At 70.0% G+C, this 25,061-nt stretch carries 24 protein-coding genes and 1 tRNA gene; 9 read left to right on the forward strand and 16 right to left on the reverse strand.

The features are described 5' to 3' along the window. Nucleotides 1-21: 21 nt before the first annotated feature. Together IE277_RS08275 and IE277_RS08280 are read left to right on the forward strand one after the other, a co-directional pair. A complete protein-coding gene (locus IE277_RS08275; RefSeq protein ID WP_189949987.1) occupies nt 22-1,851 on the forward strand; it encodes an outer membrane protein assembly factor BamB family protein in 1,830 nt (609 codons plus the stop codon). Between the two features lie 226 nt (nt 1,852-2,077). After that, nucleotides 2,078-2,761 (forward strand): helix-turn-helix transcriptional regulator, encoded by a 684-nt coding sequence (locus IE277_RS08280; protein WP_189949988.1) that lies wholly within the window; start codon nt 2,078-2,080, stop codon nt 2,759-2,761. A 116-nt stretch (nt 2,762-2,877) separates the two neighbouring features. Here the strand turns inward: IE277_RS08280 and IE277_RS08285 are convergent, their stop codons facing one another. After that, the gene (locus IE277_RS08285) at nt 2,878-3,228 is read right to left on the reverse strand and encodes a hypothetical protein (protein WP_189949990.1); all 351 of its coding nucleotides are present in this window, start codon (nt 3,226-3,228) and stop codon (nt 2,878-2,880) included. Between the two features lie 20 nt (nt 3,229-3,248). After that, complete coding sequence (locus IE277_RS08290; RefSeq protein WP_189949992.1) at nt 3,249-4,940, reverse strand: sodium:solute symporter family protein; 1,692 nt, start codon at nt 4,938-4,940, stop codon at nt 3,249-3,251. Between the two features lie 180 nt (nt 4,941-5,120). On the opposite strand from IE277_RS08290, the gene galT reads away from it, so the two are divergent. From galT to galK, 3 genes are read left to right on the forward strand one after another with little or no spacing between them, the layout of a single operon-like run. After that, on the forward strand, nt 5,121-6,182 hold the full coding sequence (gene galT, locus IE277_RS08295) for a galactose-1-phosphate uridylyltransferase (protein WP_189949994.1): 1,062 nt from the start codon (nt 5,121-5,123) through the stop codon (nt 6,180-6,182). Further along, nucleotides 6,179-7,141 (forward strand): UDP-glucose 4-epimerase GalE, encoded by a 963-nt coding sequence (gene galE, locus IE277_RS08300; RefSeq protein ID WP_189949996.1) that lies wholly within the window; start codon nt 6,179-6,181, stop codon nt 7,139-7,141. Before galT ends, galE begins: the two co-directional genes overlap by 4 nt. After that, nucleotides 7,141-8,295 carry a galactokinase gene (gene galK / locus IE277_RS08305; protein ID WP_189949997.1) on the forward strand — a complete coding sequence of 385 codons (1,155 nt, stop codon included), beginning with the start codon at nt 7,141-7,143 and terminating at the stop codon, nt 8,293-8,295. The genes galE and galK overlap by 1 nt, the downstream gene beginning before the upstream one ends. 21 nt (nt 8,296-8,316) lie before the next feature. Here galK and IE277_RS08310 read toward each other — a convergent pair whose 3' ends face one another. After that, nucleotides 8,317-8,571, reverse strand: a complete 255-nt coding sequence (locus IE277_RS08310; protein ID WP_189950000.1) for a hypothetical protein — start codon at nt 8,569-8,571, stop codon at nt 8,317-8,319. Between the two features lie 327 nt (nt 8,572-8,898). Continuing rightward, nucleotides 8,899-9,342, reverse strand: a complete 444-nt coding sequence (locus tag IE277_RS08315; protein WP_189950001.1) for a GNAT family N-acetyltransferase — start codon at nt 9,340-9,342, stop codon at nt 8,899-8,901. A gap of 320 nt (nt 9,343-9,662) precedes the next feature. On the opposite strand from IE277_RS08315, the gene IE277_RS08320 reads away from it, so the two are divergent. After that, nucleotides 9,663-10,430, forward strand: a complete 768-nt coding sequence (locus IE277_RS08320) for a LuxR C-terminal-related transcriptional regulator (protein WP_189950003.1) — start codon at nt 9,663-9,665, stop codon at nt 10,428-10,430. On the opposite strand, the gene tamR is transcribed toward IE277_RS08320, so the two are convergent. Then, nucleotides 10,389-10,886, reverse strand: coding sequence for a MarR family transcriptional regulator TamR (tamR, locus tag IE277_RS08325; protein WP_189950174.1), 498 nt, complete (start codon nt 10,884-10,886; stop codon nt 10,389-10,391). The genes IE277_RS08320 and tamR overlap by 42 nt on opposite strands. Before the next feature lie 88 nt (nt 10,887-10,974). Here tamR and IE277_RS08330 point away from each other — a divergent pair, with 88 nt between their 5' ends. Continuing rightward, nucleotides 10,975-11,787, forward strand: a complete 813-nt coding sequence (locus IE277_RS08330; protein ID WP_189950005.1) for a trans-aconitate 2-methyltransferase — start codon at nt 10,975-10,977, stop codon at nt 11,785-11,787. A 9-nt stretch (nt 11,788-11,796) separates the two neighbouring features. Here the strand turns inward: IE277_RS08330 and IE277_RS08335 are convergent, their stop codons facing one another. From IE277_RS08335 to IE277_RS08345, 3 genes are read right to left on the reverse strand one after another with little or no spacing between them, the layout of a single operon-like run. Next, a complete protein-coding gene (locus IE277_RS08335; RefSeq protein ID WP_189950007.1) occupies nt 11,797-12,405 on the reverse strand; it encodes a hypothetical protein in 609 nt (202 codons plus the stop codon). A 42-nt stretch (nt 12,406-12,447) separates the two neighbouring features. Continuing rightward, entirely contained in the window at nt 12,448-13,125 is a 678-nt protein-coding gene (locus IE277_RS08340; RefSeq protein ID WP_189950009.1) for a TetR/AcrR family transcriptional regulator, read from the reverse strand. After that, a complete protein-coding gene (locus tag IE277_RS08345) occupies nt 13,122-14,129 on the reverse strand; it encodes an acyl-CoA desaturase (protein ID WP_189950011.1) in 1,008 nt (335 codons plus the stop codon). The genes IE277_RS08340 and IE277_RS08345 overlap by 4 nt, the downstream gene beginning before the upstream one ends. Nucleotides 14,130-14,446: 317 nt before the next feature. Here IE277_RS08345 and ppc point away from each other — a divergent pair, with 317 nt between their 5' ends. Continuing rightward, nucleotides 14,447-17,179 carry a phosphoenolpyruvate carboxylase gene (ppc, locus tag IE277_RS08350; RefSeq protein ID WP_189950013.1) on the forward strand — a complete coding sequence of 911 codons (2,733 nt, stop codon included), beginning with the start codon at nt 14,447-14,449 and terminating at the stop codon, nt 17,177-17,179. Between the two features lie 115 nt (nt 17,180-17,294). Here the strand turns inward: ppc and IE277_RS08355 are convergent, their stop codons facing one another. The 7 genes from IE277_RS08355 to IE277_RS08385 all read right to left on the reverse strand — a co-directional run bounded on the left by IE277_RS08355 (nt 17,295) and on the right by IE277_RS08385 (nt 22,987). Continuing rightward, a complete protein-coding gene (locus IE277_RS08355) occupies nt 17,295-17,804 on the reverse strand; it encodes a hypothetical protein (protein ID WP_189950176.1) in 510 nt (169 codons plus the stop codon). A 51-nt stretch (nt 17,805-17,855) separates the two neighbouring features. Next, nucleotides 17,856-18,461 carry an aminoacyl-tRNA hydrolase gene (gene pth, locus IE277_RS08360; RefSeq protein ID WP_189950015.1) on the reverse strand — a complete coding sequence of 202 codons (606 nt, stop codon included), beginning with the start codon at nt 18,459-18,461 and terminating at the stop codon, nt 17,856-17,858. A gap of 75 nt (nt 18,462-18,536) precedes the next feature. Further along, the gene (locus tag IE277_RS08365) at nt 18,537-19,127 is read right to left on the reverse strand and encodes a 50S ribosomal protein L25/general stress protein Ctc (RefSeq protein WP_189950017.1); all 591 of its coding nucleotides are present in this window, start codon (nt 19,125-19,127) and stop codon (nt 18,537-18,539) included. Nucleotides 19,128-19,326: 199 nt separating this feature from the next. After that, nucleotides 19,327-20,307 carry a ribose-phosphate diphosphokinase gene (locus tag IE277_RS08370; RefSeq protein WP_189950019.1) on the reverse strand — a complete coding sequence of 327 codons (981 nt, stop codon included), beginning with the start codon at nt 20,305-20,307 and terminating at the stop codon, nt 19,327-19,329. A 154-nt stretch (nt 20,308-20,461) separates the two neighbouring features. Beyond that, the gene (glmU, locus tag IE277_RS08375; RefSeq protein ID WP_189950021.1) at nt 20,462-21,910 is read right to left on the reverse strand and encodes a bifunctional UDP-N-acetylglucosamine diphosphorylase/glucosamine-1-phosphate N-acetyltransferase GlmU; all 1,449 of its coding nucleotides are present in this window, start codon (nt 21,908-21,910) and stop codon (nt 20,462-20,464) included. 124 nt (nt 21,911-22,034) lie between these two features. Then, nucleotides 22,035-22,105: transfer RNA gene (locus tag IE277_RS08380), tRNA-Gln, on the reverse strand. A gap of 6 nt (nt 22,106-22,111) precedes the next feature. Continuing rightward, nucleotides 22,112-22,987, reverse strand: a complete 876-nt coding sequence (locus IE277_RS08385; protein ID WP_189950023.1) for a hypothetical protein — start codon at nt 22,985-22,987, stop codon at nt 22,112-22,114. Between the two features lie 166 nt (nt 22,988-23,153). On the opposite strand from IE277_RS08385, the gene IE277_RS08390 reads away from it, so the two are divergent. Further along, a complete protein-coding gene (locus IE277_RS08390; RefSeq protein ID WP_189950025.1) occupies nt 23,154-24,464 on the forward strand; it encodes a sensor histidine kinase in 1,311 nt (436 codons plus the stop codon). A gap of 49 nt (nt 24,465-24,513) precedes the next feature. Here IE277_RS08390 and IE277_RS08395 read toward each other — a convergent pair whose 3' ends face one another. Continuing rightward, entirely contained in the window at nt 24,514-25,047 is a 534-nt protein-coding gene (locus IE277_RS08395; RefSeq protein WP_189950027.1) for an SUKH-3 domain-containing protein, read from the reverse strand. Between the last annotated feature and the right edge of the window lie 14 nt (nt 25,048-25,061).

Genomic DNA, 25,061 nt, shown 5'->3' on the forward strand with positions numbered 1-25,061 from the left:
CCTCACCGAGGTATCCGTCCCATGACCCAGCCGCCTCCTCCGCCGCCGAACCAGCCGCCTCAGCAGGGCGGTTTCGGCCCCCCGAGCCCACAGCAGCCGCAGCAGCCCGCCCAGCCGCCGCAGGCCCCGCAGCCTCCTCAGCCGCAGCCCGGCTACGGCTACCCGCAGACCCCGCCGGCGCCGCAGCCGCCCCAGCCGCCGCAGCCCGGTTACGGCTACCCCGGCGGGCAGCAGAGCCCGTACGGCCAGCCGACCCCGGCGTACGGCCAGCAGCCCGCCGCGCCCTACGGCGGCCAGCCGCAGAGCCCGTACGGGCAGGCCGGGCAGCCGGGTTACGGCTATCCGCACCAGCCGCCGACCGTGCCGATGCAGCCGCAGCCGGGCCAGAGCGGCGGCGGGCGGAACAACACCACGCTGCTCATCGTCGTCGCGGCGGTCGTGGCCATCGCGCTGATCGTCGCCGGCGGCTTCTGGTACGCCAACTCCTCCGGGGGCGACGACAAGACGCACGAGGCCTCCTCCAGCGGCGGCACCGGCGGCAAGAGCGGCGGCGGCACCGGTGGCTCGGGCGGCACGGGCGGCACGGACGGCAAGGAGAAGGTGCCGGCCAACCCCGCGGCCAGTGTGCTGTTCGAGGTCCCGCTGCCCACCACCAACGACACGGTCAGCACCGAGGGTTCGTGGCTGACGGACAAGGTGTACGCCAAGAGCGGCGTCTCCGAGGTCGTCGGGTACGACCCGGCCAAGGGCACCAAGCTGTGGACGATCAAGCTGCCCGGCCCGGTGTGCGCGGCCAGCAAGCACGTCACGTCGGACGGCAAGACCGCGATCACCTACCAGCCGAAGCCGAACACGAAGAACTCCGTCGCCGGGTGCACCCAGATCGCCGCGATCGACCTCAACGCGGGTAAGCAGCTGTGGACGAAGACGGTCAAGTCCGGTGACTACCCGGTCAGTTATCAGAATGTGACGGTCGCTCAGAACACCGTCGCGGTCGGTGACAGCGACGGCGGTGCCGCCTTCGATATCGGCTCGGGCAAGGCGCTGTGGCTGCCGAAGACGGGCGACGACTGCTACGACGCGGGCTACGGCGGCGGCGACAAGCTGGTCGCGGTGCGCAAGTGCGGAGACTACGAGACCGGGCAGCTGCTCATCCAGACGCTCGACCCGAAGACCGGGAAGGCGATCTCCGAGTACAAGATGGACCCGGGGATCAAGTACGCCGGCATCATCTCCACCGACCCGCTGGTGGTGGCCGCCGACGTCGGCGACAGCGCCGGTGACGGCAGCGAGATCTCGGACTACTTCTCCATCGACAGCAAGACCGGCAAGCTGCTCGCCCGTATCTCCGCGCCGGGCAAGACCTACGGCGGCAAGTGCAACAGCATCACCCGCATCGAGGACTGCAAGGAGGTCGTCGCGGGCAACGGCAAGCTGTATGTGCCGACCGAGGAACACGACGGCAACGGCGAGTTCGGCCAGACGAACGAGATCGTCTCCTTCGACCTGAACACCGGCAAGCCGACCGGTCAGCGCGCCGAGGCCGGTGACGGCTATGTGCTGTCCCCGCTGCGCATGGACGGCAACAACCTGATCGCCTACAAGCGGCCGCCGTACGACAAGGGCGGCCAGGTCGTCAGCATCGACGGCGGGTCCTTCAAGGCGACCAAGCTGCTGGAGAACCCTGCCTCGGGCGGTGCGCAGAAGGCGGAGAGCAACATGCTGCCCGACTACGCGGAGATCCTCTTCGGCAACGGCCGCCTGTTCATGTCGCAGGTCTACGCCGACCGCAAGGGCATGTCGACGGGCGACAAGGAGGACCTGGTGCTCGCGCTCGGCACGAGCGGCTGACCGCCGCGCGCCCCCGCAGCGACTCTCGCCCGAATGGGTGACTTGCCGAGAAGTGCCCCGGATTTCATCGATCCGGGGCACTTCTCATCGAGAGGGGCAGCAATACGTCGAACAAGCGTGTAGCTTCCGGGGGCATGAAGGGCGAGGCGCCGGGGGGCCCTCTGTCCTTGCGGACCGCTGGACGTCCATAGTGGGGCATCCATGGGGGGGACTGGGGGGTTGCTCTATGGGAGTACGGCTCATGGTCGTCGACGACCATCGCCTGCTCGCGGAGGCGTTGGCATCGGCGCTCAAGCTGCGCGGGCACCGGGTGCTCGCCGCGGCGGCGCCGGCCGCGGGCGCGGCGGACCTGGTGATCGCACGGGCGCCGGAGGTGTGCCTGCTGGGTACGGCGGCGCCGGCCGAACCGGGTGTGTTCGAACCGGTGGTGAAGATCAAGCGGGAGCGGCCGCAGGTGGCGATGGTGGTGCTCGGCCCGGTGCCCTCGCCGCGCGGTATCGCTGCGGCGTTCGCCGCGGGGGCCTCGGGGTATGTGCGGCACGACGAGCGGATAGAGGGCGTCGAGCGGGCCATCATGAAGGCGCGGGCCGGGGAGGCCGCGGTGGCACCGCAGTTGCTGCAGGGGGCGTTCGGGGAGCTGCTCCATCCCTCCGCACAGCCGGACGACGAGGCTCAGCGGCTGCTGGTGATGCTGACGCCCAGGGAGGTGGAGGTGCTGGTGCGGGTGGCCGACGGGGAGGACACACGGTTGATCGCGGCGGGGATGGGGATCGCGCCGAGTACGGCGCGGACGCATGTACAGCGCGTGCTGATGAAACTGGGCGTGGGGTCCCGCCTGGAAGCGGCGGCACTGGCCGCGCGAACGGGTTTGCTGGACCGGGCGGGCCCACTGACCCCCGGCCAGGATTAGGCAGCGGCGCTGCGGCTGGTCACGTGGGGCGCAGCTACGGCGAGGAGCTGCAACTCCCCAGGGGCGCGGGGAACTGCGCGAGCAGCCCCCACGCACCCGCAGACGGGAACGGCGCTTTACCCCCCGTGCGTCTCCTCCGGTGAAACCGCCGGAGGCGTCGGCCTGAGTTTCAGCCAGGCCAGGAAGAAGATGCCCAGCAGGAGCATGCCGATCCCGGTCCAGAGGTTGATGTTGACGCCCTGGGCCTTGTCGATCGCGGACCGGGAGTCGGTGATGCCGGTGATCGTGACGATGACGCCGTACAGCACGAACAGGCCGCCGATGATGCGGCGCAGGTCGAAGATGCGGGCCGCCGTCGCGGACTTGCTCTCCAACTCGGTGACTTCCCGCTGGACGTCCTGCTCGCTGTAGTGGAAGCCCTCGTGCGGGCGGTCGGAGTGCTCTGCGTGGTCGGGGTGTTCGCTCATGGTTCCTCGGTCCTTCCGCGTCAGAACGAGAACGGGATGTAGCAGGCGGCGGCCAGCACGACCGCGCCCCAGCCCAGCAGGGCGGGCTTGCGGTACCAGGCGTCGTCGCCGGCGGCGGGCGCCTCGGACATGCCGGGGGAGCGGGTGCCGTAGACGAGCCCCTGGAGGTCCTCCGCCGGCTTCGGCTTCGTGAAGAAGGACACCGCGACCATCACGACCGCGCCCGCGACGAAGCCCGCGATCGCGGAGACGAAGTTGGCGCCCTGGTCGGAGGGGATGGAGATGATGCCCTTCTTGTAGAGCACGAAGTAGTTCACCATCGCGGTGACGGTGCCCGCGAGCAGGCCCCAGAAGCCGGACTTCGCGGAGGCGCGCTTCCAGAACATGCCGACGATGAACACGACGAACATCGGCACGTTGAAGAAGGAGAACAGCGTCTGGAGGTAGCTCATGATGTTCGAGAACGAGGACGCCAGGAACGCCGTGCCGACGGAGGCGGCCACGCCGATCGCCGTGATCAGACGGCCGAAGCGGACGTAGTACGCGTCCTCGCGGCCGCGCACCACGTACTTCGCCCAGATGTCGTTCGTGAACACGGTGTTGAAGGACGACACGTTGGCCGCCATGCCCGCCATGAAGGCCGCCAGCAGACCGGTGACCGCGATGCCGAGGACGCCGTTGGGCAGCAGTTCCTGCATCAGGTACGGGATGGCGTCGTTGTACTGCAGACCGGAGCCGGTGGTACCGATCTTCGGCACGAGCGCGGCGGCGACCAGGCCCGGGATCATCACCAGGAAGACGATGAAGATCTTCGGGTAGGCGGCGATCAGCGGGGTGCGCTGCCCGGCGGAGAGGTTCTTCGCGGACAGGGCGCGCTGCACCTCGGCGAAGTTCGTCGTCCAGTAGCCGAAGGAGAGCACGAAGCCGAGGCCGAGGACGATGGTCAGCCAGTTGGCGCCGAGCGGGTTGACGCTGCCGATGCCGGTCCCGCCCCAGGCGGTGGTGAAGTTGTGGCCGTGGGTCGCGGTGAGCTTGTGGGTCAGTCCGCCCCAGCCGCCGACCTTCTTCAGGCCGAGGATGGTGATCGGGATGAGGGCGGCCAGGATCACGAAGAACTGGAGGACCTCGTTGTAGATCGCCGAGGAGAGACCGCCGAGGGTGATGTACGCGAGGACGAAGGCGCCGGCGACCACGATGGCCACCCACTGCGGCCAGCCCAGCAGTGCCTCGACGACGATCGCGAGGGCGTAGAGGTTGACGCCCGCGATCAGGATGGCGGCGAACGCGAAGAGGATCGAACTGAGCAGGTGGGCGGCCCGGTCGAAGCGCAGCAGCAGGAACTCGGGGACCGAGCGGACCTTGCTGCCGTAGTAGAAGGGCATCATCACCAGGCCCAGGAAGACCATGGCCGGGATGGCGCCGATCCAGTACCAGTGCACGGTGTAGGCGCCGTACTGGGCGCTGTTCGCGGCCATGCCCAGGATCTCGGTGGCCGCCAGGTTCGCCGAGATGAAGGCGAGGCCGGTGATCCAGGCGGGCAGCGAGCGTCCGGAGAGGAAGAAGTCGAGGCTGGTCTTCACCGAGCGGCGGGCCGCGAAGCCGATACCGAGGACGACGACGAAGTAGATCGCCAGGATCGTGTAGTCCAGCCAGTTGGTGGGGAGCCGTAGCTCCGCCGCCAGTTGGAGCGGGGTGTCTGTGGGGGTTTGCATGAGAACTCGCTTCGTTGCGCGAACTGATCCTGAGCGGAACCTACGTCTCCGCGTTCAGTAATTGAACACTTCTGTTGGTGTTCTTTGTTTGATTGTGATGATCCGCGGTGTTGTCGAGTTGTGGTCTGTTATGTTTGATTGTGTTGAGTGATTGGGTGCGGGACATAGAGGAGTCCGGCGTTGAAAAAGACCTCGACACGGCTGGCCGACGGTCGTGAGCTGATCTACTACGACCTGCGCGACGACACCGTGCGAGACGCGGCCGACCGCCGGCCCCTGGACCGCACGGTCACCACCTCCGAGGTCCGCCGGGACGCGCTGCTCGGCGACGCGGTCGCGGTCGCCTCCCACCGGCAGGGCCGCACGTACCACCCGCCGGCCGACGAGTGCCCGCTGTGCCCGACGCGGGGCGAGCGGCTCAGCGAGATCCCGGACTCGTCGTACGACGTCGTCGTCTTCGAGAACCGGTTCCCCTCCCTGGCCGGCGACTCCGGCCGGTGCGAGGTCGTCTGCTTCACCTCCGACCACGACGCCTCCTTCGCGGACCTGAGCGACGAGCAGGCGGGCCTCGTGCTCGACGCCTGGACGGACCGGACCTCCGAGCTGTCGCACCTGCCCGCCGTGAAGCAGGTCTTCTGCTTCGAGAACCGGGGTGCGGAGATCGGCGTGACCCTGGGGCACCCGCACGGGCAGATCTACGCCTACCCCTTCACCACCCCGCGCACCGCGCTGATGCTCCGCTCGGTCGCCGCGCACAAGCGGGCCACCGGCGGCGAGAACCTCTTCGACGCGGTCCTGCGGCGCGAGCTGGCCGACGGGCGGGTCGTCCTTGAGGGTGAACACTGGGTCGCGTTCGTGCCGTACGCGGCGCACTGGCCGTACGAGGTCCACCTGTACCCGAGGCGCCGGGTGCCCGACCTGCTCGCACTGGACGAGGCGGCACGCACAGAATTCCCCCAGGTCTATCTGGAACTCTTGAGGCGCTTCGACCGGATCTTCGGCACCGGTGAGCCTGCGACGCCGTACATCGCGGCCTGGCACCAGGCCCCGTTCGGCGCGCTGGCCGAGTTCGAGGGCGTGGAGCGCGACGATTTCGCGCTCCACCTCGAGCTCTTCACCATCCGCCGCACTTCCGGCAAGCTGAAGTTTCTCGCGGGTTCCGAGTCCGGCATGAACGTGTTCATCAACGACGTGCCGCCGGAACACGCGGCCGAGCGACTGCGAGAGGTAGCGAGTTCATGAAGTACCTGGTGACGGGCGGCGCGGGTTACGTCGGCAGTGTCGTGGCCCAGCATCTGCTGGAGGCCGGCCACGAGGTCACCGTCCTCGACAACCTCTCCACGGGCTTTCGCGAAGGCGTTCCGGCCGGCGCCGCGTTCATCGAGGGCGACATCCGCGACGCCGCCAAGTGGCTCGACCCCTCCTATGACGGCGTGCTCCACTTCGCCGCGTCCTCGCAGGTCGGCGAGTCCGTGGTGAAGCCGGAGAAGTACTGGGACAACAACGTCGCCGGCTCCCTGGCGCTGCTCGGCGCGATGCGCGACGCGGGCGTGCGCACGCTGGTCTTCTCCTCCACGGCGGCCACCTACGGCGAGCCGGAGCAGGTCCCGATCCCGGAGACCGCCCCGACGAGGCCGACCAGCGCCTACGGCTCCACCAAGCTCGCCGTCGACCACATGATCACCAGCGAGGCGATCGCCCACGGCCTGGCCGCGGTGTCGCTGCGCTACTTCAACGTGGCCGGCGCCTACGGCGCCTACGGCGAGCGCCACGACCCCGAGTCGCACCTCGTCCCGCTGGTCCTCCAGGTCGCCCAGGGCCGCCGCGAGGCGATCTCCGTCTTCGGCGACGACTACCCGACCCCGGACGGCACCTGCGTGCGTGACTACATCCACGTCGCGGACCTGGCCGAGGCCCATCTGCTGGCCGTGACGGCCGCGCGCCCGGGCGAGCACCTGATCTGCAACCTCGGCAACGGCGAGGGCTTCTCCGTGCGCGAGGTCATCGAGACGGTCCGCCGGGTCACCGGCCACCCGATCCCGGAGGTCGTGGCCCCGCGCCGGGGCGGCGACCCCGCCGTCCTGGTCGCCTCGGCGGACACCGCGCGCGAGAAACTGGGCTGGAACCCGACCCGCGCGGATCTCGCGGGCATCGTCGCGGACGCCTGGGAGTTCGCGCAGCACATCACAAAGGAGCGGTAGTGGGGGCAGAGCAGGTCGCGGAGCGCTTCGCCGAGCTGTACGGCAGCGAGCCGGAGGGGGTGTGGGCGGCGCCGGGCCGGGTCAATCTGATCGGCGAGCACACCGACTACAACGACGGCTTCGTGATGCCGTTCGCGCTGCCGCACCAGGCGATCGCGGCGGTCTCCCGCCGCACCGACGGCGTCCTGCGCCTGCACTCGGCGGACATCGAGGGCGGGGTCGCGCAGCTGCGCCTGGACGACCTCGCGCCGCAGAGCGACGCGCACTGGACGGCGTACCCGGCGGGCGTGGTCTGGGCCCTGCGCGAGGCGGGCCACGAGATCACCGGCGCGGACGTGCATCTGTCCTCCACGGTGCCGACCGGCGCCGGGCTGTCCTCCTCGGCGGCCCTGGAGGTGGTCATCGCCCTGGCGCTGAACGACCTCTACGACCTCGGCCTCAAGCGCTGGAAGCTGGCCCGGCTGTGCCAGCGCGCCGAGAACGTGTACGTCGGCGCGCCGACCGGGATCATGGACCAGACGGCCTCGGCCTGCTGCGAGGCGGGCCATGCGCTCTTCCTCGACACCCGTGACCTGTCCCAGCGGCAGATCCCCTTCGACCTCGCGGCCGAGGGGCTGCGTCTGCTGGTGGTCGACACCCAGGTCAAGCACGCGCACAGCGGCGGCGAGTACGGCAAGCGCCGGGCGGGCTGCGAGAAGGGCGCGGCGCTGCTCGGGGTCGACGCCCTGCGGGACGTCCCGTACGCCGGCCTGGACGCGGCGCTGGCCCGGCTCGGCGACGAGGAGGAGATCGTCCGCCTGGTCCGCCACATCGTGACGGAGAACCACCGGGTGGAGCAGGTGGTGGACCTCCTCACGGCCGGCCGCGCCCGCGCCATCGGCCCGGTCCTCACCGAGGGCCACGCCTCCCTGCGCGACGACTTCCGCATCTCCTGCCCGGAGCTGGACCTGGTCGTCGACACGGCGCTCGCGGCGGGGGCGCCGGGCGCCAGGATGACCGGCGGCGGCTTCGGCGGCTCGGCGATCGTCCTGACCGAGGCCGCCGACGTCGACACGCACACCAAGGCGATCGAAGAGGCCTTCGCGGCAGCGGGCTTCACGGCCCCGCGCGTCTTCGAGGCGGTGCCGTCGGCGGGGGCACGGCGGCTGGTCTGAGTCAGCCTCGTCGGCCCCGCGCTACGGTGCGGGGCCGACGGTCTTTCGCCGACGGTGTCCCGGGGGAGGTTCGGGCGGATGGACGCCGACGCGATACGGTCCCGCTTCGACGGCCGGGGGCGGCTCGAACTCCGCCTCGGCATCGAGGGGCGAGCCCTGGCCGAGTGGATCGCGCACGCGCTCGGGTACGAACTGGTCTCCGTCGAGCGCCAGGGAGGCAGGTCCTTCCAGGCCTTCGGCGGCGTCCAGCACACCGCCGTGAGCTACATCCTGCACTTCCGGCGCGACGACGACCCCCGGGCCCGCCGCCGGGCCGAGCTGACCGTCGAGCGGCTGCGGGCGGGCGGACCGGTGCTGCCGGACGGCTCGTCGGACCCGCCCGCGCCGCCGTCCCTCGCTCCCGCGCCGCCGCTCGTACCCCGGCCGCCGCAGCCCCGCCCCCGGCGCTCGCTGGAACCCCAGCCGCCGCCACCCGCGCCGACGGGCCCGCCCGGCCCCCGGATCCCGCCGCGCCCGGCGTATCCGCCGGCGCCCCCGCCGCCGGGCCGGCCGGATGCCGGGCGCCCCGCGCGCCCCACAGGCTCGCGGGGCGCCCCGGCCGGGTCAGCCCAGCCGTTTCGTCAGGGTGTACTCCGTGATCCCCGGCGGATAGTCGGGGATCACGCACACCACCTCGTAGCCCCGCTTCGCGTAGAAGCGGGGGGCCTGGAAGTCCCAGGTCTCCAGGCGGGCGGTGGCGCAGGCACGGTCGGTCACGGCGATGTGTTCCGCCTTCGCCAGCAGATCCGAGCCCAGTCCGGTGCCGCGGTGGGCGGCGTCGACCCACAGCCAGGTGATGTGCAGCCAGGTCGCCCAGGTGTGGCCGACCAGGCCGCCCGCCAGGTCACCGGCGCGGTCCAGTGCCCAGACGTGCAGGGGGACTTCGCGCCCGCCGGGTGTGCCACGCAGCGCCGCGAGCACCGGGGACGCCGCCGTGTCGCTGTCCCGCAGCCGTGAGCGGAGCAGATCACGTCGGCCTTTGTCGACTTCCGCCTCAATACGAAACATGCGGCACACGATAAACGCGCTGGACGGCCAGTTCTGTAAATCCGCTTCCGCTGCGTGCTGACATCCGTACTCTGTGGAACAGCACCGGTGGGGGCCGGTGCTGATCAGGGGGCGAGACAGGCGGGTACGGCGCCTGCGGTGGGGGTAGCAGTTTCCGCGACGGCGGCGGCCGTGCGGCGCGCGTCCTTGGCCGAAGGTGTCGTACCCGCGCCGGTCGTCGTTCCCCGGACCTATCCGGTCTCTCCGGACCGGCTGACGGCCGGGCCCTTCCGGACCTTGGTTGTCCCCTGCTCCGTGCGGAGCCTGGGGAAGGGGGTTTCGTGGTTCGTATCCGAGTCCTGGTCGTGGACGACCACCGCATCTTCGCCGAGTCGCTCGCCGCCGCCCTGGCCGCCGAGCCGGACGTCGACGTCTCCGCCGCCGGCAGCGGCCCGGCCGCGCTGCGCTGCCTGGAGCGGGCGGCCGGTGAGGGCCGCCGCTTCGACGTCCTCCTCGTCGATGCCGACCTCGGCGGTCATGTGCCCGGCTCCCGCCCGGCCGTGCCCGTGCAGGAGGGCGACGAGGAGGGCCTGGTCGACGGGATCTCGCTGGTCGCGGGCGTGCGCGTCGCCCAGCCCGCCGTGCGGACCGTCGTCCTCGCCGAGAAGGACGATCCCCGGCGGGCGGCGCTCGCGCTGCAGGCCGGTGCCTGCGGATGGGTCGCCAAGGACTGCTCGCTGTCCCGGCTGCTGACGGTGATCCGGGGCGTGCTGCGCGACGAGACCCATCTGCCGCCCGCCCTGCTCACCGGAGTGCTCAGGGAGCTGACGGCCGCGCGCCGGCACCGCACCGAGAGCGAGCGGCTGGTGGAGTCCCTCACGCCCCGGGAGCGGGAGGTGCTGCGCTGCATGGTCGCGGGTCTGGGCCGCAAGGCCGTCGCCGAGCGGCTGTTCCTCTCCCCGCACACCGTGCGCACCCATATGCAGAACGTCCTCGGCAAGCTCGGCGTCCATTCGACGTTGGCCGCCGTGGCGCTCGCCCGGCGCGCGGGGGTCGGCCCGGCCGAGCTAACCGGGGATGTTGTCGAACGGGGCGGTCAACTGGCGTAGCAGGCCCGCGAGTTCGGCGCGCTGGGTGCGGGAGAGCTCCGCGAGGATCGCCCGCTCCTGTTCCAGCAGGCCCGCCAGCGCCTGGTCCGCGCGGTCCCGGCCGGTGTCGGTGAGCCGGACCAGTACCCCCCGCCGGTCGCTCGGGTCGGGCAGCCGCTCCACCAGGCCCTTCTTGGCCAGGCGGTCGATGCGGTTGGTCATCGTGCCCGACGTGACCAGGGTCTGGGTCAGCAGCTGGCCGGGGGAGAGCTGATACGGCGTGCCCGCGCGCCGGAGCGCGGTGAGCACATCGAACTCCCATGGCTCCAGCTGATGCTCGGCGAAGGCGAGCCGGCGCGCACGGTCCAGATGCCGGGCCAGTCGGCTCACCCGGCTGAGCACTTCCAGCGGCTCCACGTCGAGGTCCGGACGTTCCCGGCGCCACGCTGCGACCAGCCGATCGACCTCGTCCTCCATGGAGATCAGTGTAGTGGTTGTGTCGACATGAAGTCTCTTGAAGTCGAGTCTCTTGACGTCGAGATAAAAATACAGGGAGAGTGGAGACATGACGAACCCCACCTGGGACCCCGGTCAGTATCTGCGGCACGCCGACCACCGGGCCCGCCCCTTCACCGACCTCCTCGCCCGCGTCCCGGACGCGCCCGCACCGGCGCCCCGCATCGCCGACCTCGGCTGCGGGCCGGGCAATGTCACCGCCCTGCTCACCCGGCGCTGGCCCACCGCCCACGTCACCGGCTACGACAACTCGCCCGAGATGCTCGATGCCGCCCACACCCGGCACGAGGGCCCAACGGCCGGCGGCGGCCGACTGGACTTCGCCCACGCCGACGTCCGCACCTGGACGCCCAAGGAGCCGTACGACCTGATCGTCTCCAACGCGACCCTCCAGTGGGTGCCGGGCCACACCGACCGCTTCGCCGACTGGATCGCCGGCCTCGCACCCGGCGGCACCCTCGCCTTCCAGATGCCCGACAACATCGACGCCCCGCTGCACGCCCTGATGCGCGAACTCGCCGCCACGCCCCGCTGGAAGTCCCGGCTCGCCGACGTCCTGCGCCGCACCGACTCCGTCCACACCCCCGGCACCTATCTGGACCTCCTCGCCCGCCTCGGCTGCGCGACCGATGTGTGGCAGACGACGTACCTCCATGTCCTGCCGGGCGAGGACCCGGTCCTGGACTGGGTCAAGGGGACCGGCCTGCGGCCCGCCCTGACCGCGCTCGCCGACGATCCCGAAGCCCGGGACGCGTTCCTCACCGAGTACCGGGACCTGCTGCGCGAGGCCTACCCGAGCGCGCCGTACGGCACGGTCATGTCCTTCCGGCGGCTGTTCGCCGTCGCCGTGAAGGAGAGCTGAACCGCGCGGCTACGCCGAGGCCCCCGCCAGCAGCCGGCCGGAGTCCCGCCAGCGGCGGTAGCCGGTCAGGGTGCCCTTGGCGAACAGATACGTGAACCCGAGCGGGACCAGCGGGGACACCGCGCGGCCCACCTGGTTCCAGGCCCCGTGATCCACCGGGACCCATGTCCCCCAGGGCTCCTGGGACACCTTCACCGGATCGAGGGTGAGGGGGTAGTAGGTGAAGCCGTACGCGGTGATCCGGCGCGGCGTACCGCCGGAGGCCACCTCCCCGGAGCAGGCGTAGGAGACGTCCGGCCGGCCGCCCCCGCGCGGGGTGCTGCTGGACGTCACCTCACAGTCTTTGATCCGCAGGCCCAGCTGGCGGCCGATCAGCCCCAGATGCCCGACGGCCGAGCCGGCCAGATACACGGTGACCGCGAACAGGCCGACGGCGAGCACACCGCACAGCACGGTCCCGACCTTCTTCTTCCGCTCCATCGGGACGGCGCTCCGCACGGCGGAGGCGGCGCGTTCCTGCTCGTCGTGAGACGCGTGCCGCGAGGCGGGAGACATGCCCGTCTGCCGGGCTCGGGCGGTGCGCTTCTTCCGGGCACGGGACGTACGCTGCTTGGCCACCGCCCGATCGTACGAACGCGGCCTTCGGCACCCGTCAGCGGGTCACGCCTTGCGGTGGCCTATCAGCCGCGGCTTCTGCTCCAGGCCGTCCAGGCCGTGCCACGCCAGGTTCACCAGATGCGCCGCGACCTCCGCCTTCTTCGGGCGGCGCACATCCAGCCACCACTGCCCGGTCAGCGCCACCATGCCGACCAGCGCCTGCGCGTACAGCGGCGCCAGCTTCGGGTCGAAGCCACGGGACTTGAACTCGCGGCCCAGGATGTCCTCCACCTGGGTGGCGATGTCCGAGATCAGCGAGGCGAAGGAGCCCGTGGACTGAGGGATGGGGGAGTCGCGGACCAGGATGCGGAAACCGTCCGTGTTCTCCTCGATGTAGTCGAGGAGCGCGAAGGCGGCCTGTTCGCACAGCTCACGCGGGTGGCCGGCGGTCAGCGAGCCGGTCACCATGTCCAGCAGCCGCCGCATCTCGCGGTCGACCACCACCGCGTACAAGCCCTCCTTGCCGCCGAAGTGCTCGTACACCACCGGCTTGGACACCCCGGCCTTGGCCGCGATCTCCTCCACCGAGGTGCCCTCGAAACCTTTCGCCGCGAAGAGGGTGCGACCGATCTCCAGCAGCTGCTGGCGGCGCTCGGCACCGGTCATACGAGTCCGGCGGGCCCGCCGCGGTTTGTCGTTGCTGGAGATGCTGCTGGAGTCGGTCGCCACGGCGTCAATCATGCCGCCTCGGCGCCCACCTTCCGGCGACCGGAGCCGTCATCTGCGGAGTTACGGCGCGAATCGATACGTGAGCGTGACGGCCAGCGCACGTCGTACGCCCAGCCGAACAGCTCGAAGATCCGGATGAAGCGCGCCGAGGAGTCGAGCTGGCCGCGCATCACCCCGTGCCGCGCCGACGTCGGGTCGGCGTGATGCAGGTTGTGCCACGACTCACCGCACGACAGCACCGCCAGCCACCACACATTGCCCGAGCGGTCCCGCGACTTGAACGGCCGCTTGCCCACCGCGTGACAGATCGAGTTGATCGACCACGTCACATGGTGCAGCAGCGCCACCCGTACGAGTGAACCCCAGAAGAACGCGGTGGCCGCGCCCCACCAGGACATCGTCACCAGACCCCCGACCAGCGGCGGCAACGCGAGGGAGAGAGCCGTCCAGTAGACGAACTGCCGGGAGATCGCCCGGATCGCCGGATCCTTGACCAGATCCGGCGCGTACCTGTCCTGCGGGGTCTGCTCCTCGTCGAACATCCACCCGATATGAGCCCACCACAGGCCCTTCATCAGCGCCGGGACCGTCTCCCCGAACCGCCACGGAGAGTGCGGGTCGCCCTCCGCGTCGGAGAACTTGTGGTGCTTGCGGTGATCGGCCACCCAGCGCACCAGCGGGCCCTCGACCGCCAGCGACCCCATGACCGCCAGCGCGATCCTCAAGGGCCGCTTGGCCTTGAACGAACCATGGGTGAAATACCGGTGGAAACCGATCGTGATGCCGTGGCATCCCAGGTAGTAGAAGAAGACCAGCAGGCCCACATCGAGCCAGCTCACCCCCCAGCCCCAGGCCAGCGGCACGGCCGCCACGAGAGCCAGGAACGGCACAGTGATGAACAGGAGCAGCGTGATCTGCTCGATCGAACGCTTCTGCTCGCCACCCAGCGTGGCGGAGGGGTGGGGCGTGTCGTTGGCCTCAGGGGCTTCTTCGATCACATCGGAACTGGAGGTCATGCGCGTCCCCTGTGGGGTCGAGGGTCGAGGGTGAGAGTCGAGGCAGATACCGGGCCGCAGGGACCGAACGGGACTCGACGGTACTCTTCCCTACGGTTCCGTAACCTACGGCGACGTAAGTATGGCAGCGTGGCGTGCGGCGGCAAGAGCCCCAGACCCTGCGCGTCCACATGGCCACCTATCCTTGGTCTCGGTCGGACAGCGCGGTCCGCTGAAGTTTCCTTCCCGGACGCTCCGGCCCGTATGCGGCGCCCGCCGCCCGCCGGCCGGCCGGGTTCCCTCCTAGTCGAGCTTCCACACTGCAAGGAGCCGCACCTGTGAGCAGTGCCGACGACCAGACCACCACGACCAGCAGCGAGCTGCGCGCCGACATCCGCCGGCTGGGTGATCTCCTGGGCGAGACCCTCGTACGACAGGAGGGACCCGAGCTCCTCGACCTGGTCGAGAAGGTCCGCCGCCTCACCCGCGAGGACGGCGAGGCCGCCGCCGAGCTGCTGCGCGGTACCGAGCTGGAGACCGCGGCCAAGCTGGTGCGCGCCTTCTCCACCTACTTCCACCTCGCCAACGTCACCGAACAGGTGCACCGCGGCCGCGAGCTGCGCGCCCGGCGCGCCGCCGAGGGCGGCCTGATCGCCCGCACCGCCGACCGGCTCAAGGACGCCGACCCCGAGCACCTGCGGCAGACCGTCCAGCACCTCAACGTCCGCCCGGTGTTCACGGCACACCCCACCGAGGCCGCGCGCCGCTCCGTCCTGAACAAGCTCCGGCGCATCGCGGCGCTCCTGGAACAGCCCGTCCTCGACTCCGACCGCCGCCGCCACGACGTCCGCCTCGCCGAGAACATCGACCTCGTGTGGCAGACCGACGAACTGCGCGTCGTCCGCCCCGAGCCCGCCGACGAGGCCCGCAACGCCATCTACTACCTCGACGAGCTGCACGCCGACGCCGTCGGCGACGTCCTCGAAGACCTCACCGCCGAACTGGAACGGGTCGGCGTCAAGCTCCCCGACGACACCCGCCCGCTGAGCTTCGGCACCTGGATCGGCGGCGACCGCGACGGCAACCCCAACGTCACCCCCCAGGTCACCTGGGACGTCCTCATCCTCCAGCACGAACACGGCATCAACGACGCCCTGGAGATGATCGACGAACTGCGCGGTCTGCTCTCCAACTCCATCCGCTACACCGGCGCCACCGAGGAACTCCTCACCTCCCTCCAGACCGACCTGGAGCGGCTCCCCGAGATCAGCCCCCGCTACAAGCGCCTCAACGCCGAGGAGCCCTACCGGCTCAAGGCCACCTGCATCCGGCAGAAGCTGGTCAACACCAAGCAGCGCCTCGCCACGAGCACCCCGCACGAAGCCGGCCGCGACTACCTCGGCACCGCCGAACTCCTCGCCGACCTGCGCCTCGTCCAGACCTCCCTGCGCGCACACCGCGGCGCCCTCTTCGCCGACGGCCGCATGAGCCGCACCATCCGCACCCTGGCCGCCTTCGGCCTCCAGCTCGCCACCATGGACGTCCGCGAACACGCCGACGCCCACCACCACGCCCTCGGCCAGCTCTTCGACCGCCTCGGCGAGGAATCCTGGCGCTACGCCGACATGCCCCGCGAGTACCGCGCCAAGCTCCTCGCCAAGGAGCTGCGGTCCCGCCGCCCGCTCGCCCCCACCCCCGCCCCCGTCGACGCGGCCGGCGCCAAGACCCTCGGCGTCTTCGAGACCGTCAAGAAGGCCCTCGAAATCTTCGGCCCCGAAGTCATCGAGTCCTACATCATCTCCATGTGCCAGGGCGCCGACGACGTCTTCGCCGCCGCCGTCCTCGCCCGCGAGGCCGGCCTCCTCGACCTGCACGCCGGCTGGGCCAAGATCGGCATCGTCCCCCTCCTGGAGACCACCGACGAGCTCAAGGCCGCCGACACCATCCTGGAGGACATGCTCTCCGACCCGTCCTACCGGCGCCTGGTCGCGCTGCGCGGCGACGTCCAGGAGGTCATGCTCGGCTACTCCGACTCCTCCAAGTTCGGCGGCATCACCACCAGCCAGTGGGAGATCCACCGCGCCCAGCGCCGGCTGCGCGACGTCGCCCACCGCTACGGCGTCCGCCTGCGCCTCTTCCACGGCCGCGGCGGCACCGTCGGCCGCGGCGGCGGCCCCTCCCACGACGCCATCCTCGCCCAGCCCTGGGGCACCCTGGAGGGCGAGATCAAGGTCACCGAACAGGGCGAGGTCATCTCCGACAAGTACCTCATCCCGTCACTGGCCCGGGAGAACCTGGAACTCACCGTCGCGGCCACCCTGCAGGCCTCCGCCCTGCACACCGCGCCCCGCCAGTCCGACGAGGCCCTCGCCCGCTGGGACGCCGCCATGGACGTCGTCTCCGACGCCGCCCACGCCGCCTACCGCAAGCTGGTCGAGGACCCCGACCTGCCCGCGTACTTCTTCGCCTCCACCCCCGTCGACCAGCTCGCCGACCTGCACCTCGGCTCGCGCCCCTCACGGCGCCCCGACTCCGGCGCCGGCCTCGACGGCCTGCGCGCCATCCCCTGGGTGTTCGGCTGGACCCAGTCCCGGCAGATCGCCCCCGGCTGGTTCGGCGTCGGCTCCGGCCTCAAGGCCCTGCGCGAGGCGGGCCTCGATACCGTGCTCGACGAGATGCACGGCCAGTGGCACTTCTTCCAGAACTTCATCTCCAACGTCGAGATGACCCTCGCGAAGACCGACCTGCGCATCGCCCAGCACTACGTCGACACCCTCGTCCCCGACGAGCTCAAGCACGTCTTCGACACCATCAAGGCCGAACACGAGCTGACCGTCCGCGAGGTCCTGCGGATCACCGGCGAACAGGAACTGCTGGACGCCCAGCCCGACCTGAAGCAGACCTTCGCCATCCGCGACGCCTACCTGGACCCCATCTCCTACCTCCAGGTCACCCTCCTCAAGCGCCAGCGCGACGCGGCGGCAACAGCCACCGAACCCGACCCGCTGCTCGCCCGCGCCCTGCTCCTCACCGTCAACGGCGTGGCAGCGGGCCTGCGCAACACCGGCTGACCCGGCCCCGAGACGGACGGTGCCCCCGAGGCCGTACGACCCCGGGGGCACCCTCCGTCTCAGGCCACCGCAAAGCCCAGGCAACCGCAAGGCCCAGGCCCCGGCGAGGCTCCGGCTACTGCAAGGCCACGAACGCCGCCGTCAGCAGCCCCGCCCCGGACAGCCCCAGCACCCACGCCACCCGCGTCAGCCGCATCCCGCCGGCCACCACCACCGAGGCCAGCAACAACGCACCCCCGAACGGCACCCAGGCGTACAGGATCCCCGCAGGCCCCGAACGCACCGCGTCCGACGTACCCGGCTTCAGCACGACGTCGTACGTCTGCCCCTTGCGCACCGCCACGGACTGCGCCAGCTCCACACGCGCGCGTGCCCGCGCCCCGTCCGACGTCGGCGTGAACGGCCCCGTACACGTGTCCCCGGCACACCGCGTCACCCGCACCGTGCCCGCCTCACGCCCCTTCGCCAGCATCACGTGCTGCGCGGTCCCCCAGGAACCCCACACCCCCGCGAACAGGATCAGCGCGGCGAGAGAGCCCATCGCCGCGACCCGCCCGAAGTGCAGAGCGGTCACGGAGGCGCGACGAGCAGAGGCGGCGGCGGAGGCAGGCATGGCCGGGATCATTGGCCATACCGCCATGACCGTCAACTCACCCGGGAACCAAAACCGTACAAGTCACGAGTTGTACGCGCCCTGCGCCCGCTCCAGCCCCTCGATCACCAGACACTCCACCGCATCCGCCGCACGGTCCACGAAGTAGTCCAGCTCCTTGCGCTCCGCCGACGAGAAATCCTTCAGCACGAAATCCGCGACCTGCATCCGCCCCGGAGGCCGCCCGATCCCGAACCGCACCCGGTGATAGTCCGCACCCATCGCCTTCGTCATCGACTTCAGACCGTTGTGCCCGTTGTCACCGCCGCCCCGCTTCAGCCGCAGCACCCCGTAGTCGATGTCCAGCTCGTCATGCACGGCCACGATGTTCGCCACCGGCACCTTGTAGAAGTCCTTCAGCGCGTTCACCGGACCACCGGACAGATTCATGTACGACATCGGCTTCGCCAGGATCACCCGCCGGTTCGCCGGACCCACCGGGCCGATCCGCCCCTCCAGCACCTGCGCCTGCGCCTTGCCCGCCCGCTTGAACTTCCCCCCGATCCGCTCCGCGAGCAGGTCCGCCACCATGAAACCGACGTTGTGCCGGTTCATGGCGTACTCCGGCCCGGGATTGCCGAGCCCGACGATCAGCCAGGGGTCACCGCTGACGGGGGTGGTCACGTCCATGTCTCCTTGATACGCGCCAGCCGCCGCCCCCGGCGAGGGGAGCAGCGGCTGAACAGTCGATGACGACGGGGAGGATCAGGCCTCCGCCGCCTCGCCCTCGGCGGCCTCGCCCTCGGCCTCCTCGGCCTGCGCCTGCAGCACCTGCAGCACGACCGCGTCCTCCTCGACGGCCAGGGTCACACCGGAGGGCAGCGTGATGTCCTTGGCGAGGACGGAGGCACCGGCCTCCAGGCCCTCGACGGAGACCGTGACGGCCTGCGGGATGTGCGTGGCCTCGGCCTCGACCGGCAGCGCGGACAGCACGTGCTCCAGCAGGTTGCCACCCGGGGCCAGCTCGCCCTCGGTGTGCACCGGAATCTCGACCGTGACCTTCTCGCCGCGCTTGACCAGCAGCAGGTCGACGTGCTCCAGGAAGCCCTTGATCGCGTCACGCTGGACGGCCTTCGGGATCGCCAGCTCGCTGGTCTTGCCGTCGATGTCCAGGGAGAGCAGGACGTTCGGCGTACGCAGCGCCAGCTGCAGCTCGTGACCCGGCAGGGTCAGGTGCACCGGCTCGGTGCCGTGACCGTAGAGAACGACCGGAACCTTGCTCTCACGGCGGATGCGACGGGCGGCACCCTTGCCGAACTCGGTACGGGTCTCGGCGGCGAGCTTCACCTCGGACATGATGATCACTCCTCGTAGAAAGTAGAACGGACGTGGTCACCCGGCCACGAACGGCCTGCTACGAAGAGCGCGTCGATAACGGACCGCCGTACACATGTGTACGGCCTCCCTCGCCGAGCAACTGCAGCAGTCTACTCGGACAGGAAGGCCGTACCCAAAAGGATCTTCAGCTACCGCACCCGGCGGGGCCGCGGAATCCTCACTGCTCGTCGAAGAGGCTCGTCACCGAACCGTCCTCGAACACCTCACGCACCGCACTCGCGATCGTCGGAGCGATCGACAACACCGTGATCTTGTCCAGATCCCGGCCCAGCTCCGCCGGCGTCGGCAGCGTGTTCGTGAACACGAACTCACCCACCCGCGAGTTCTTCAACCGGTCCGCCGCCGGACCCGACAGCACACCGTGCGTCGCCGTCACGATGACATCCTCCGCACCGTGCGCGAACAGCGCGTCCGCGGCCGCACAGATCGTGCCACCCGTGTCGATCATGTCATCGACCAGCACACACACCCGGCCCTTGACCTCACCCACGACCTCGTGCACGGTCACCTGGTTCGCCACGTCCTTGTCACGACGCTTGTGCACGATCGCCAGCGGCGCACCCAGACGGTCGCACCAGCGATCCGCCACCCGCACCCGGCCCGCGTCCGGCGACACCACCGTCAGCTTGTCCCGGTCCACCTTCCCGCCCACATAGTCGGCGAGAAGCGGCAGCGCGAACAGATGGTCCACCGGCCCGTCGAAGAAGCCCTGGATCTGATCCGTGTGCAGATCGACGGTCAGAATGCGGTCCGCACCCGCCGTCTTCATCAGATCCGCGATCAGACGCGCCGAAATCGGTTCACGACCCCGGTGCTTCTTGTCCTGCCGCGCGTAACCGTAGAACGGCACAATCACCGTGATGGAGCGCGCAGACGCACGCTTCAACGCGTCGATCATGATCAACTGCTCCATGATCCACTGGTTGATCGGAGCCGTGTGGCTCTGGATCACAAAGCAGTCCGCACCACGCGCCGACTCCTGGTACCGGACGTAGATCTCGCCATTGGCGAAGTCGAAGGCCTTCGTCGGGACGACCCCGACACCCAGCTGCTGGGCGACCTCCTCGGCAAGCTCGGGGTGGGCGCGGCCGGAGAAGAACATCAGCTTCTTCTCGCCGGTCGTCTTGATCCCGGTCACAGCACAGTCTCCTCAGAGGTTGTCTCAGCCAGCCGGCTGCTCGGCGACCTCTCGGCTGGGCATGAGAGGCCGTATCAGCTGGTAAGGGTGCGGGGTGCACACGTGCGGATGTGCACTTATCACGGTACGCCGAGTTCGACGCAACCGTTTCCGGTCACTCCTCGCTCTCGCCCCTCCGGGACGCCGCCTCGGCCGCCCGCGCGGCCGCACTCCCCGGACGCTTACGAGCCACCCAACCCTCGATATTCCGCTGCTGGCCACGGGCCACGGCCAGCGAACCGGGCGGCACATCCTTCGTGATCACAGACCCGGCGGCGGTGTAAGCACCGTCCCCGACCGTGACAGGCGCCACAAACATGTTGTCCGAACCCGTCTTGCAATGCGACCCGACGGTCGTGTGGTGCTTGTTCTCACCGTCGTAGTTCACAAACACACTCGCGGCACCGATGTTCGTGAAATCACCGATCGTCGCGTCACCCACATACGACAGATGCGGAACCTTCGTACCCTCACCGATCGCCGCGTTCTTCGTCTCCACATACGTGCCGATCTTGGACTTGCTCCCAAGACGCGTACCCGGCCGCAGATAAGCAAACGGCCCCACGGTCGCGTCCGGACCGATGTGAGCGGAATCGGACACCGTGTTGTCCACCCGCGCCCCCGCACCCACCCGCGTGTCCTTCAACCGGCTGTTCGGCCCGACCTCGGCACCCTCACCGATGTGCGTGGCCCCGGTGAGCTGCGTGTTCGGCTGCACCACGGCATCCCGCCCGAACGTCACCGTCACATCCACCCAGGTCGACGCCGGATCGACGACCGTGACACCGTCCAGCATCGCGGTGGTCAGCAACCGGTCGTTGAGAATCCGGCGCGCCTCGGCCAGCTGCACCCGGTTGTTGATCCCGGCGATCTCCCGGTGATCGGCGGCCACCGAGGCCCCCACCCGATGCCCGGCCGCCCGCAGGATCCCGAGCACGTCCGTCAGGTACTCCTCGCCCTGGCTGTTGTCCGTCCGCACCTTCTTCAGCGCGTCCGCCAGCAACTGCCCGTCGAACGCGAACACCCCGCTGTTGATCTCCCGGATAGCCCGCTGGGCATCCGTGGCGTCCTTGTGCTCCACGATGGCCGTCACCGCACCCGACGCCTCGTCCCGCACGATCCGGCCGTACCCGGTCGCATCCGGCACCTCGGCGGTCAGCACGGTCACGGCGTTGCCGTCGGAGTGATGGGTGCCGGCGAGCCGCCGCAGCGTCTGCGCGGTCAGCAACGGGGTGTCCCCACACACGACCACCACGGTCCCGTCCACGGCCCCGCCCAGCTCCTCCAGGCCCATCCGCACGGCATGCCCGGTCCCGTTCTGCTCCGCCTGCACGGCGGTCCTGGTCTCCGCGTCGATCTCGGCGAGATGCGCGCCGACCTGCTCCCGGGCGTGGCCCACGACGACGACCAGCTGCCGCGGGTCCAACTCACGGGCCGCGGCCAGCACATGACCGACGAGGGAACGGCCACAGATCTCGTGCAGGACCTTCGGTGTGGCCGACTTCATACGGGTGCCCTCACCCGCTGCGAGAACGACGACGGCGGCCGGGCGGATGGCGCTCACGGGGGTGGCCCTTCGGCTGAGGGTGGGTGGGATGACAGCCGCAGGATACCGGGGGGATGTTCAGCGGACATGAGAGCGGGCCCTGACGGTGCGGTGACCGGTCAGGACCCGAACTGAGCATGTGCTCCCGGGGGAGGACTCGAACCCCCATGATCAGAACCAAAATCTGACGTCTTGCCCTTAGACGACCCGGGATTACCGCTATGTCCGATTTGCTAGATCGGGTGCGGTGGCAGCCCCTACTATGCCGTACCACCAGCCTTCGATGCGACGGTACAGGTCGGCTCCGTCCCTCACGTCGACACGGAGGCAGCCGTAGTAGCTCTCCTTGGTGTTCTTCCGGTTGGTGCTCGGGTTGTGCTTCTTGAGCGTCGTCTTCAGGAGTGCAGCCCTTTCGATGCCGACGTGATCTGCCCAGAACTTCTCGGCGGCTGGTACGTCTGCGGTCTCGTGGATCTGCACGGCGAACCTCAGAGTCTCCGGGGCTACGCGAAGCATCTTCAGCCAGACCAGGAAGACCGTGACCATGTTCGGGTCGCTGTTCACGAAGGTGATGCGCTCTCGTCGGCTGTAGGGCTTGCTCTTGGCACCCTCCGCCCAATAGAGCCCCACGCCGATAAGGAACAGCTCCCGCTCGGTTAGCTGTCCCACTTCTGTCATCGCCAGTTGCTTGGTGCGCTGGCGCTCCTCGTCGCGTAGCAGGAGCTTGGCCTCCCAGCCGCGCTTCGCGATCGCCGAGGCCTCCTCTCGGGTCCTTTTCTGCCGCTCCGGCCTCGGCAGATCCCGCACCCACAGCGAGATCGAGCTCTTCGAGCAGCCCAGCTCGACCTGGATCTGGTCGTAGGTCCAGCCCTGGAGTCGTAGCTCGCGCGCCTTGTCCCGGAGGTCGTCCTTCGCGTTCGGGCGCTTCGTCCAATTGGGAGGGGGCTCGCCTTCCAGGAGTCGGTTGAGGATGTCGTTGTTGTCGACGTGTAGCCGGTCGCGGATCTGTCGTCGGCTGAGCCCTGCCCGGCGTAAGGCGACCGCCTGCTCGCGCAGGGCCTCGAAGTCGGCGTATTTGCCCGATGAATGTGTCATAGGCATACCGTCTGGCCGGAATGGTGGGTTCCGGGGTCGAACGGGAAGGGTTCACCAGTTCGAGGGATACCTGGGGGTATCGGGGTCGTCCGGTTACGGAGTGTGGTGTGTGGAGGTGGGTGAAAGTCGCCGGAAAAGCCCTGGCGGCGGCCCGTAGGCTGGATGCATGACCACGACGGGGGAAGACCACGCCAGGGGCCTGACCGGCCCGTGGTGGTGGGCGAGGTGGCGTAGTGCGGTGCTCGACGGGAGTCTCGCGCTGCTGTCCGCGGTGGAGTGCGGCGCGGAGGGTATCGGGTTCGCCCGGGACGCGGGGATTCCGGTGTCGGTGGGGATCGTCTTCGGTCTGCTCGCCGGTTCGGTGCTGTTGGTGCGGCGGAAGTGGCCGATCGCCGTGGTTCTGGTCGCCATCGCGATCACGCCCGCGCAGATGGGGTTCTTGCTGAGCGTCGTCGGTCTGTACACCCTCGCGTCGTGTGAGCTGCCGCGGCGGATCATCGGGGCGTTGGCGGGCATGTCGCTGGTGGGTACGGCGGTGGTGACGTTCGTGCGGGTGCGGCAGGACATGGCGAGCGGGAACCTGACGCTCGGTGACTGGTTCGTGCCGTTCGCCGCGGTGACGACGGCGCTCGGGCTGACGGCTCCGCCGGTGCTGCTGGGGCTGTATGTGGGGGCGCGGCGGCGGTTGATGGAGAGTCTGCGGGAGCGGGCGGACTCGCTGGAGCGGGAGCTGCAGTTGCTCGCGGAGCGGGCCGAGGAGCGGGCCGAGTGGGCGCGTAACGAGGAGCGGACGCGGATCGCGCGGGAGATGCATGACGTTGTCGCGCATCGGGTGAGTCTGATGGTGGTGCATTCGGCGGCGTTGCAGGCGGTGGCCCGGAAGGATCCGGAGAAGGCGGTGCGCAATGCCGCTCTGGTGGGGGACATGGGGCGGCAGGCGCTGACCGAGTTGCGGGAGATGCTCGGGGTTCTGCGGGCGGGTGAGGATGTGGGCCGGCGTGCTGCCGGGGTGCCGTTGGCGGCGGTGCGGGAGGCGGCTGCGGCCGCTGCGGCGGCGTCTTGGGTGGTGGTGGAGGACGGGCCCGGGCCGTGTCTGTCGGAGTTGGCTGAGCTGATCGGGCAGTCGGCGGCGGCGGGGATGGTCGTGGATCTGGCGGTGGAGGGGGAGGTGCGGTCGTATGCGGCTCGGGTGGAGCAGACGGCGTACCGGGTGGTGCAGGAGGCGTTGACGAACGTCCACAAGCATGCGGCGGGTGCGAAGACGCATGTGCGGTTGGCGCACCGGGTGTCGGAGATCGCGATGCAGGTGGAGAACGAGCCGCCGCCGGAGCCGGGTTCGGCGTCGGCGGGGTTGCCGTCGGGCGGGAACGGCTTGGTGGGGATGCGGGAGCGGGTCGTGGCGCTGGGTGGTGTGTTTGTGTCGGGGCCGACGGATGCGGGGGGTTTTCGGGTGTCGGCGGTGATTCCGGCGGCGTAGGGGCTGTGCGGTGGGGGTCGGCCGGCGGTGTGGGGTGGGTCGGTGGGGGTCAGCCGGCGGTGAGGCGTACGGGTTCGATGCCGGTGACGAGGGCGGCGAGGGCGTGGTCGATGTCGGGGCCGGCGTACCAGTCGCCGGTGTGGTCGAGGGTGTAGACGCGGCCTTCGCTGTCGATGGCGAGGACGGCGGCGGTGTCGGTCTCTTCGCCGAGGGGGCAGATCTCGGTGCCGAGGGCGCGGCCGAGGTCGCCGAGGGTGCGGGCGTGGTGGAGGCCGTGCAGGGGGTCGAGGTGGAGGGTGGCGGGGGCGATCTGGCGGCCGGGTCCGCTGGGGGTGATGGTCAGGCCGCCGAATTCGGCCCAGGCCTCGACGGCGGCGGGGAAGACGGTGTGCCGGTGTCCGGCGGGTGAGGTGTGTTCGCGCAGGGCGTCGGCCCAGATCTCGGCCTGCTTTATGTCCCAGCGTCCGGGTTGCCAGCCGGCGGCGCGCAGTGCGGCGTCGACGAGTACGGGGAAGCGGGCCGGGGTGGCCCCGTGCTCGTGGCGGGCGGCGGGCTTGGGGGTGGCGGCGTTGTCGGGGTGCATCTGCCCTTCGTTCG

The sequence above is a fragment of the Streptomyces alanosinicus genome (assembly GCF_014650595.1).
In the GTDB taxonomy this organism is placed as follows: domain Bacteria; phylum Actinomycetota; class Actinomycetes; order Streptomycetales; family Streptomycetaceae; genus Streptomyces; species Streptomyces alanosinicus.

What these genes read in the sequence shown, in the direction of transcription:
- IE277_RS08275 (WP_189949987.1), top strand. Translation starts at nt 22, where the DNA reads ATGACCCAGCCGCCTCCTCCGCCGCCGAACCAGCCGCCTCAGCAGGGC.
- IE277_RS08280 (WP_189949988.1), top strand. Translation starts at nt 2,078, where the DNA reads ATGGGAGTACGGCTCATGGTCGTCGACGACCATCGCCTGCTCGCGGAG.
- IE277_RS08285 (WP_189949990.1), bottom strand. Translation starts at nt 3,228, where the DNA reads ATGAGCGAACACCCCGACCACGCAGAGCACTCCGACCGCCCGCACGAG.
- IE277_RS08290 (WP_189949992.1), bottom strand. Translation starts at nt 4,940, where the DNA reads ATGCAAACCCCCACAGACACCCCGCTCCAACTGGCGGCGGAGCTACGG.
- galE (WP_189949996.1), top strand. Translation starts at nt 6,179, where the DNA reads ATGAAGTACCTGGTGACGGGCGGCGCGGGTTACGTCGGCAGTGTCGTG.
- IE277_RS08315 (WP_189950001.1), bottom strand. Translation starts at nt 9,342, where the DNA reads ATGTTTCGTATTGAGGCGGAAGTCGACAAAGGCCGACGTGATCTGCTC.
- tamR (WP_189950174.1), bottom strand. Translation starts at nt 10,886, where the DNA reads ATGGAGGACGAGGTCGATCGGCTGGTCGCAGCGTGGCGCCGGGAACGT.
- IE277_RS08330 (WP_189950005.1), top strand. Translation starts at nt 10,975, where the DNA reads ATGACGAACCCCACCTGGGACCCCGGTCAGTATCTGCGGCACGCCGAC.
- IE277_RS08340 (WP_189950009.1), bottom strand. Translation starts at nt 13,125, where the DNA reads ATGATTGACGCCGTGGCGACCGACTCCAGCAGCATCTCCAGCAACGAC.
- IE277_RS08345 (WP_189950011.1), bottom strand. Translation starts at nt 14,129, where the DNA reads ATGACCTCCAGTTCCGATGTGATCGAAGAAGCCCCTGAGGCCAACGAC.
- IE277_RS08355 (WP_189950176.1), bottom strand. Translation starts at nt 17,804, where the DNA reads ATGATCCCGGCCATGCCTGCCTCCGCCGCCGCCTCTGCTCGTCGCGCC.
- pth (WP_189950015.1), bottom strand. Translation starts at nt 18,461, where the DNA reads ATGGACGTGACCACCCCCGTCAGCGGTGACCCCTGGCTGATCGTCGGG.
- IE277_RS08365 (WP_189950017.1), bottom strand. Translation starts at nt 19,127, where the DNA reads ATGTCCGAGGTGAAGCTCGCCGCCGAGACCCGTACCGAGTTCGGCAAG.
- IE277_RS08385 (WP_189950023.1), bottom strand. Translation starts at nt 22,987, where the DNA reads ATGACACATTCATCGGGCAAATACGCCGACTTCGAGGCCCTGCGCGAG.
- IE277_RS08390 (WP_189950025.1), top strand. Translation starts at nt 23,154, where the DNA reads ATGACCACGACGGGGGAAGACCACGCCAGGGGCCTGACCGGCCCGTGG.
- IE277_RS08395 (WP_189950027.1), bottom strand. Translation starts at nt 25,047, where the DNA reads ATGCACCCCGACAACGCCGCCACCCCCAAGCCCGCCGCCCGCCACGAG.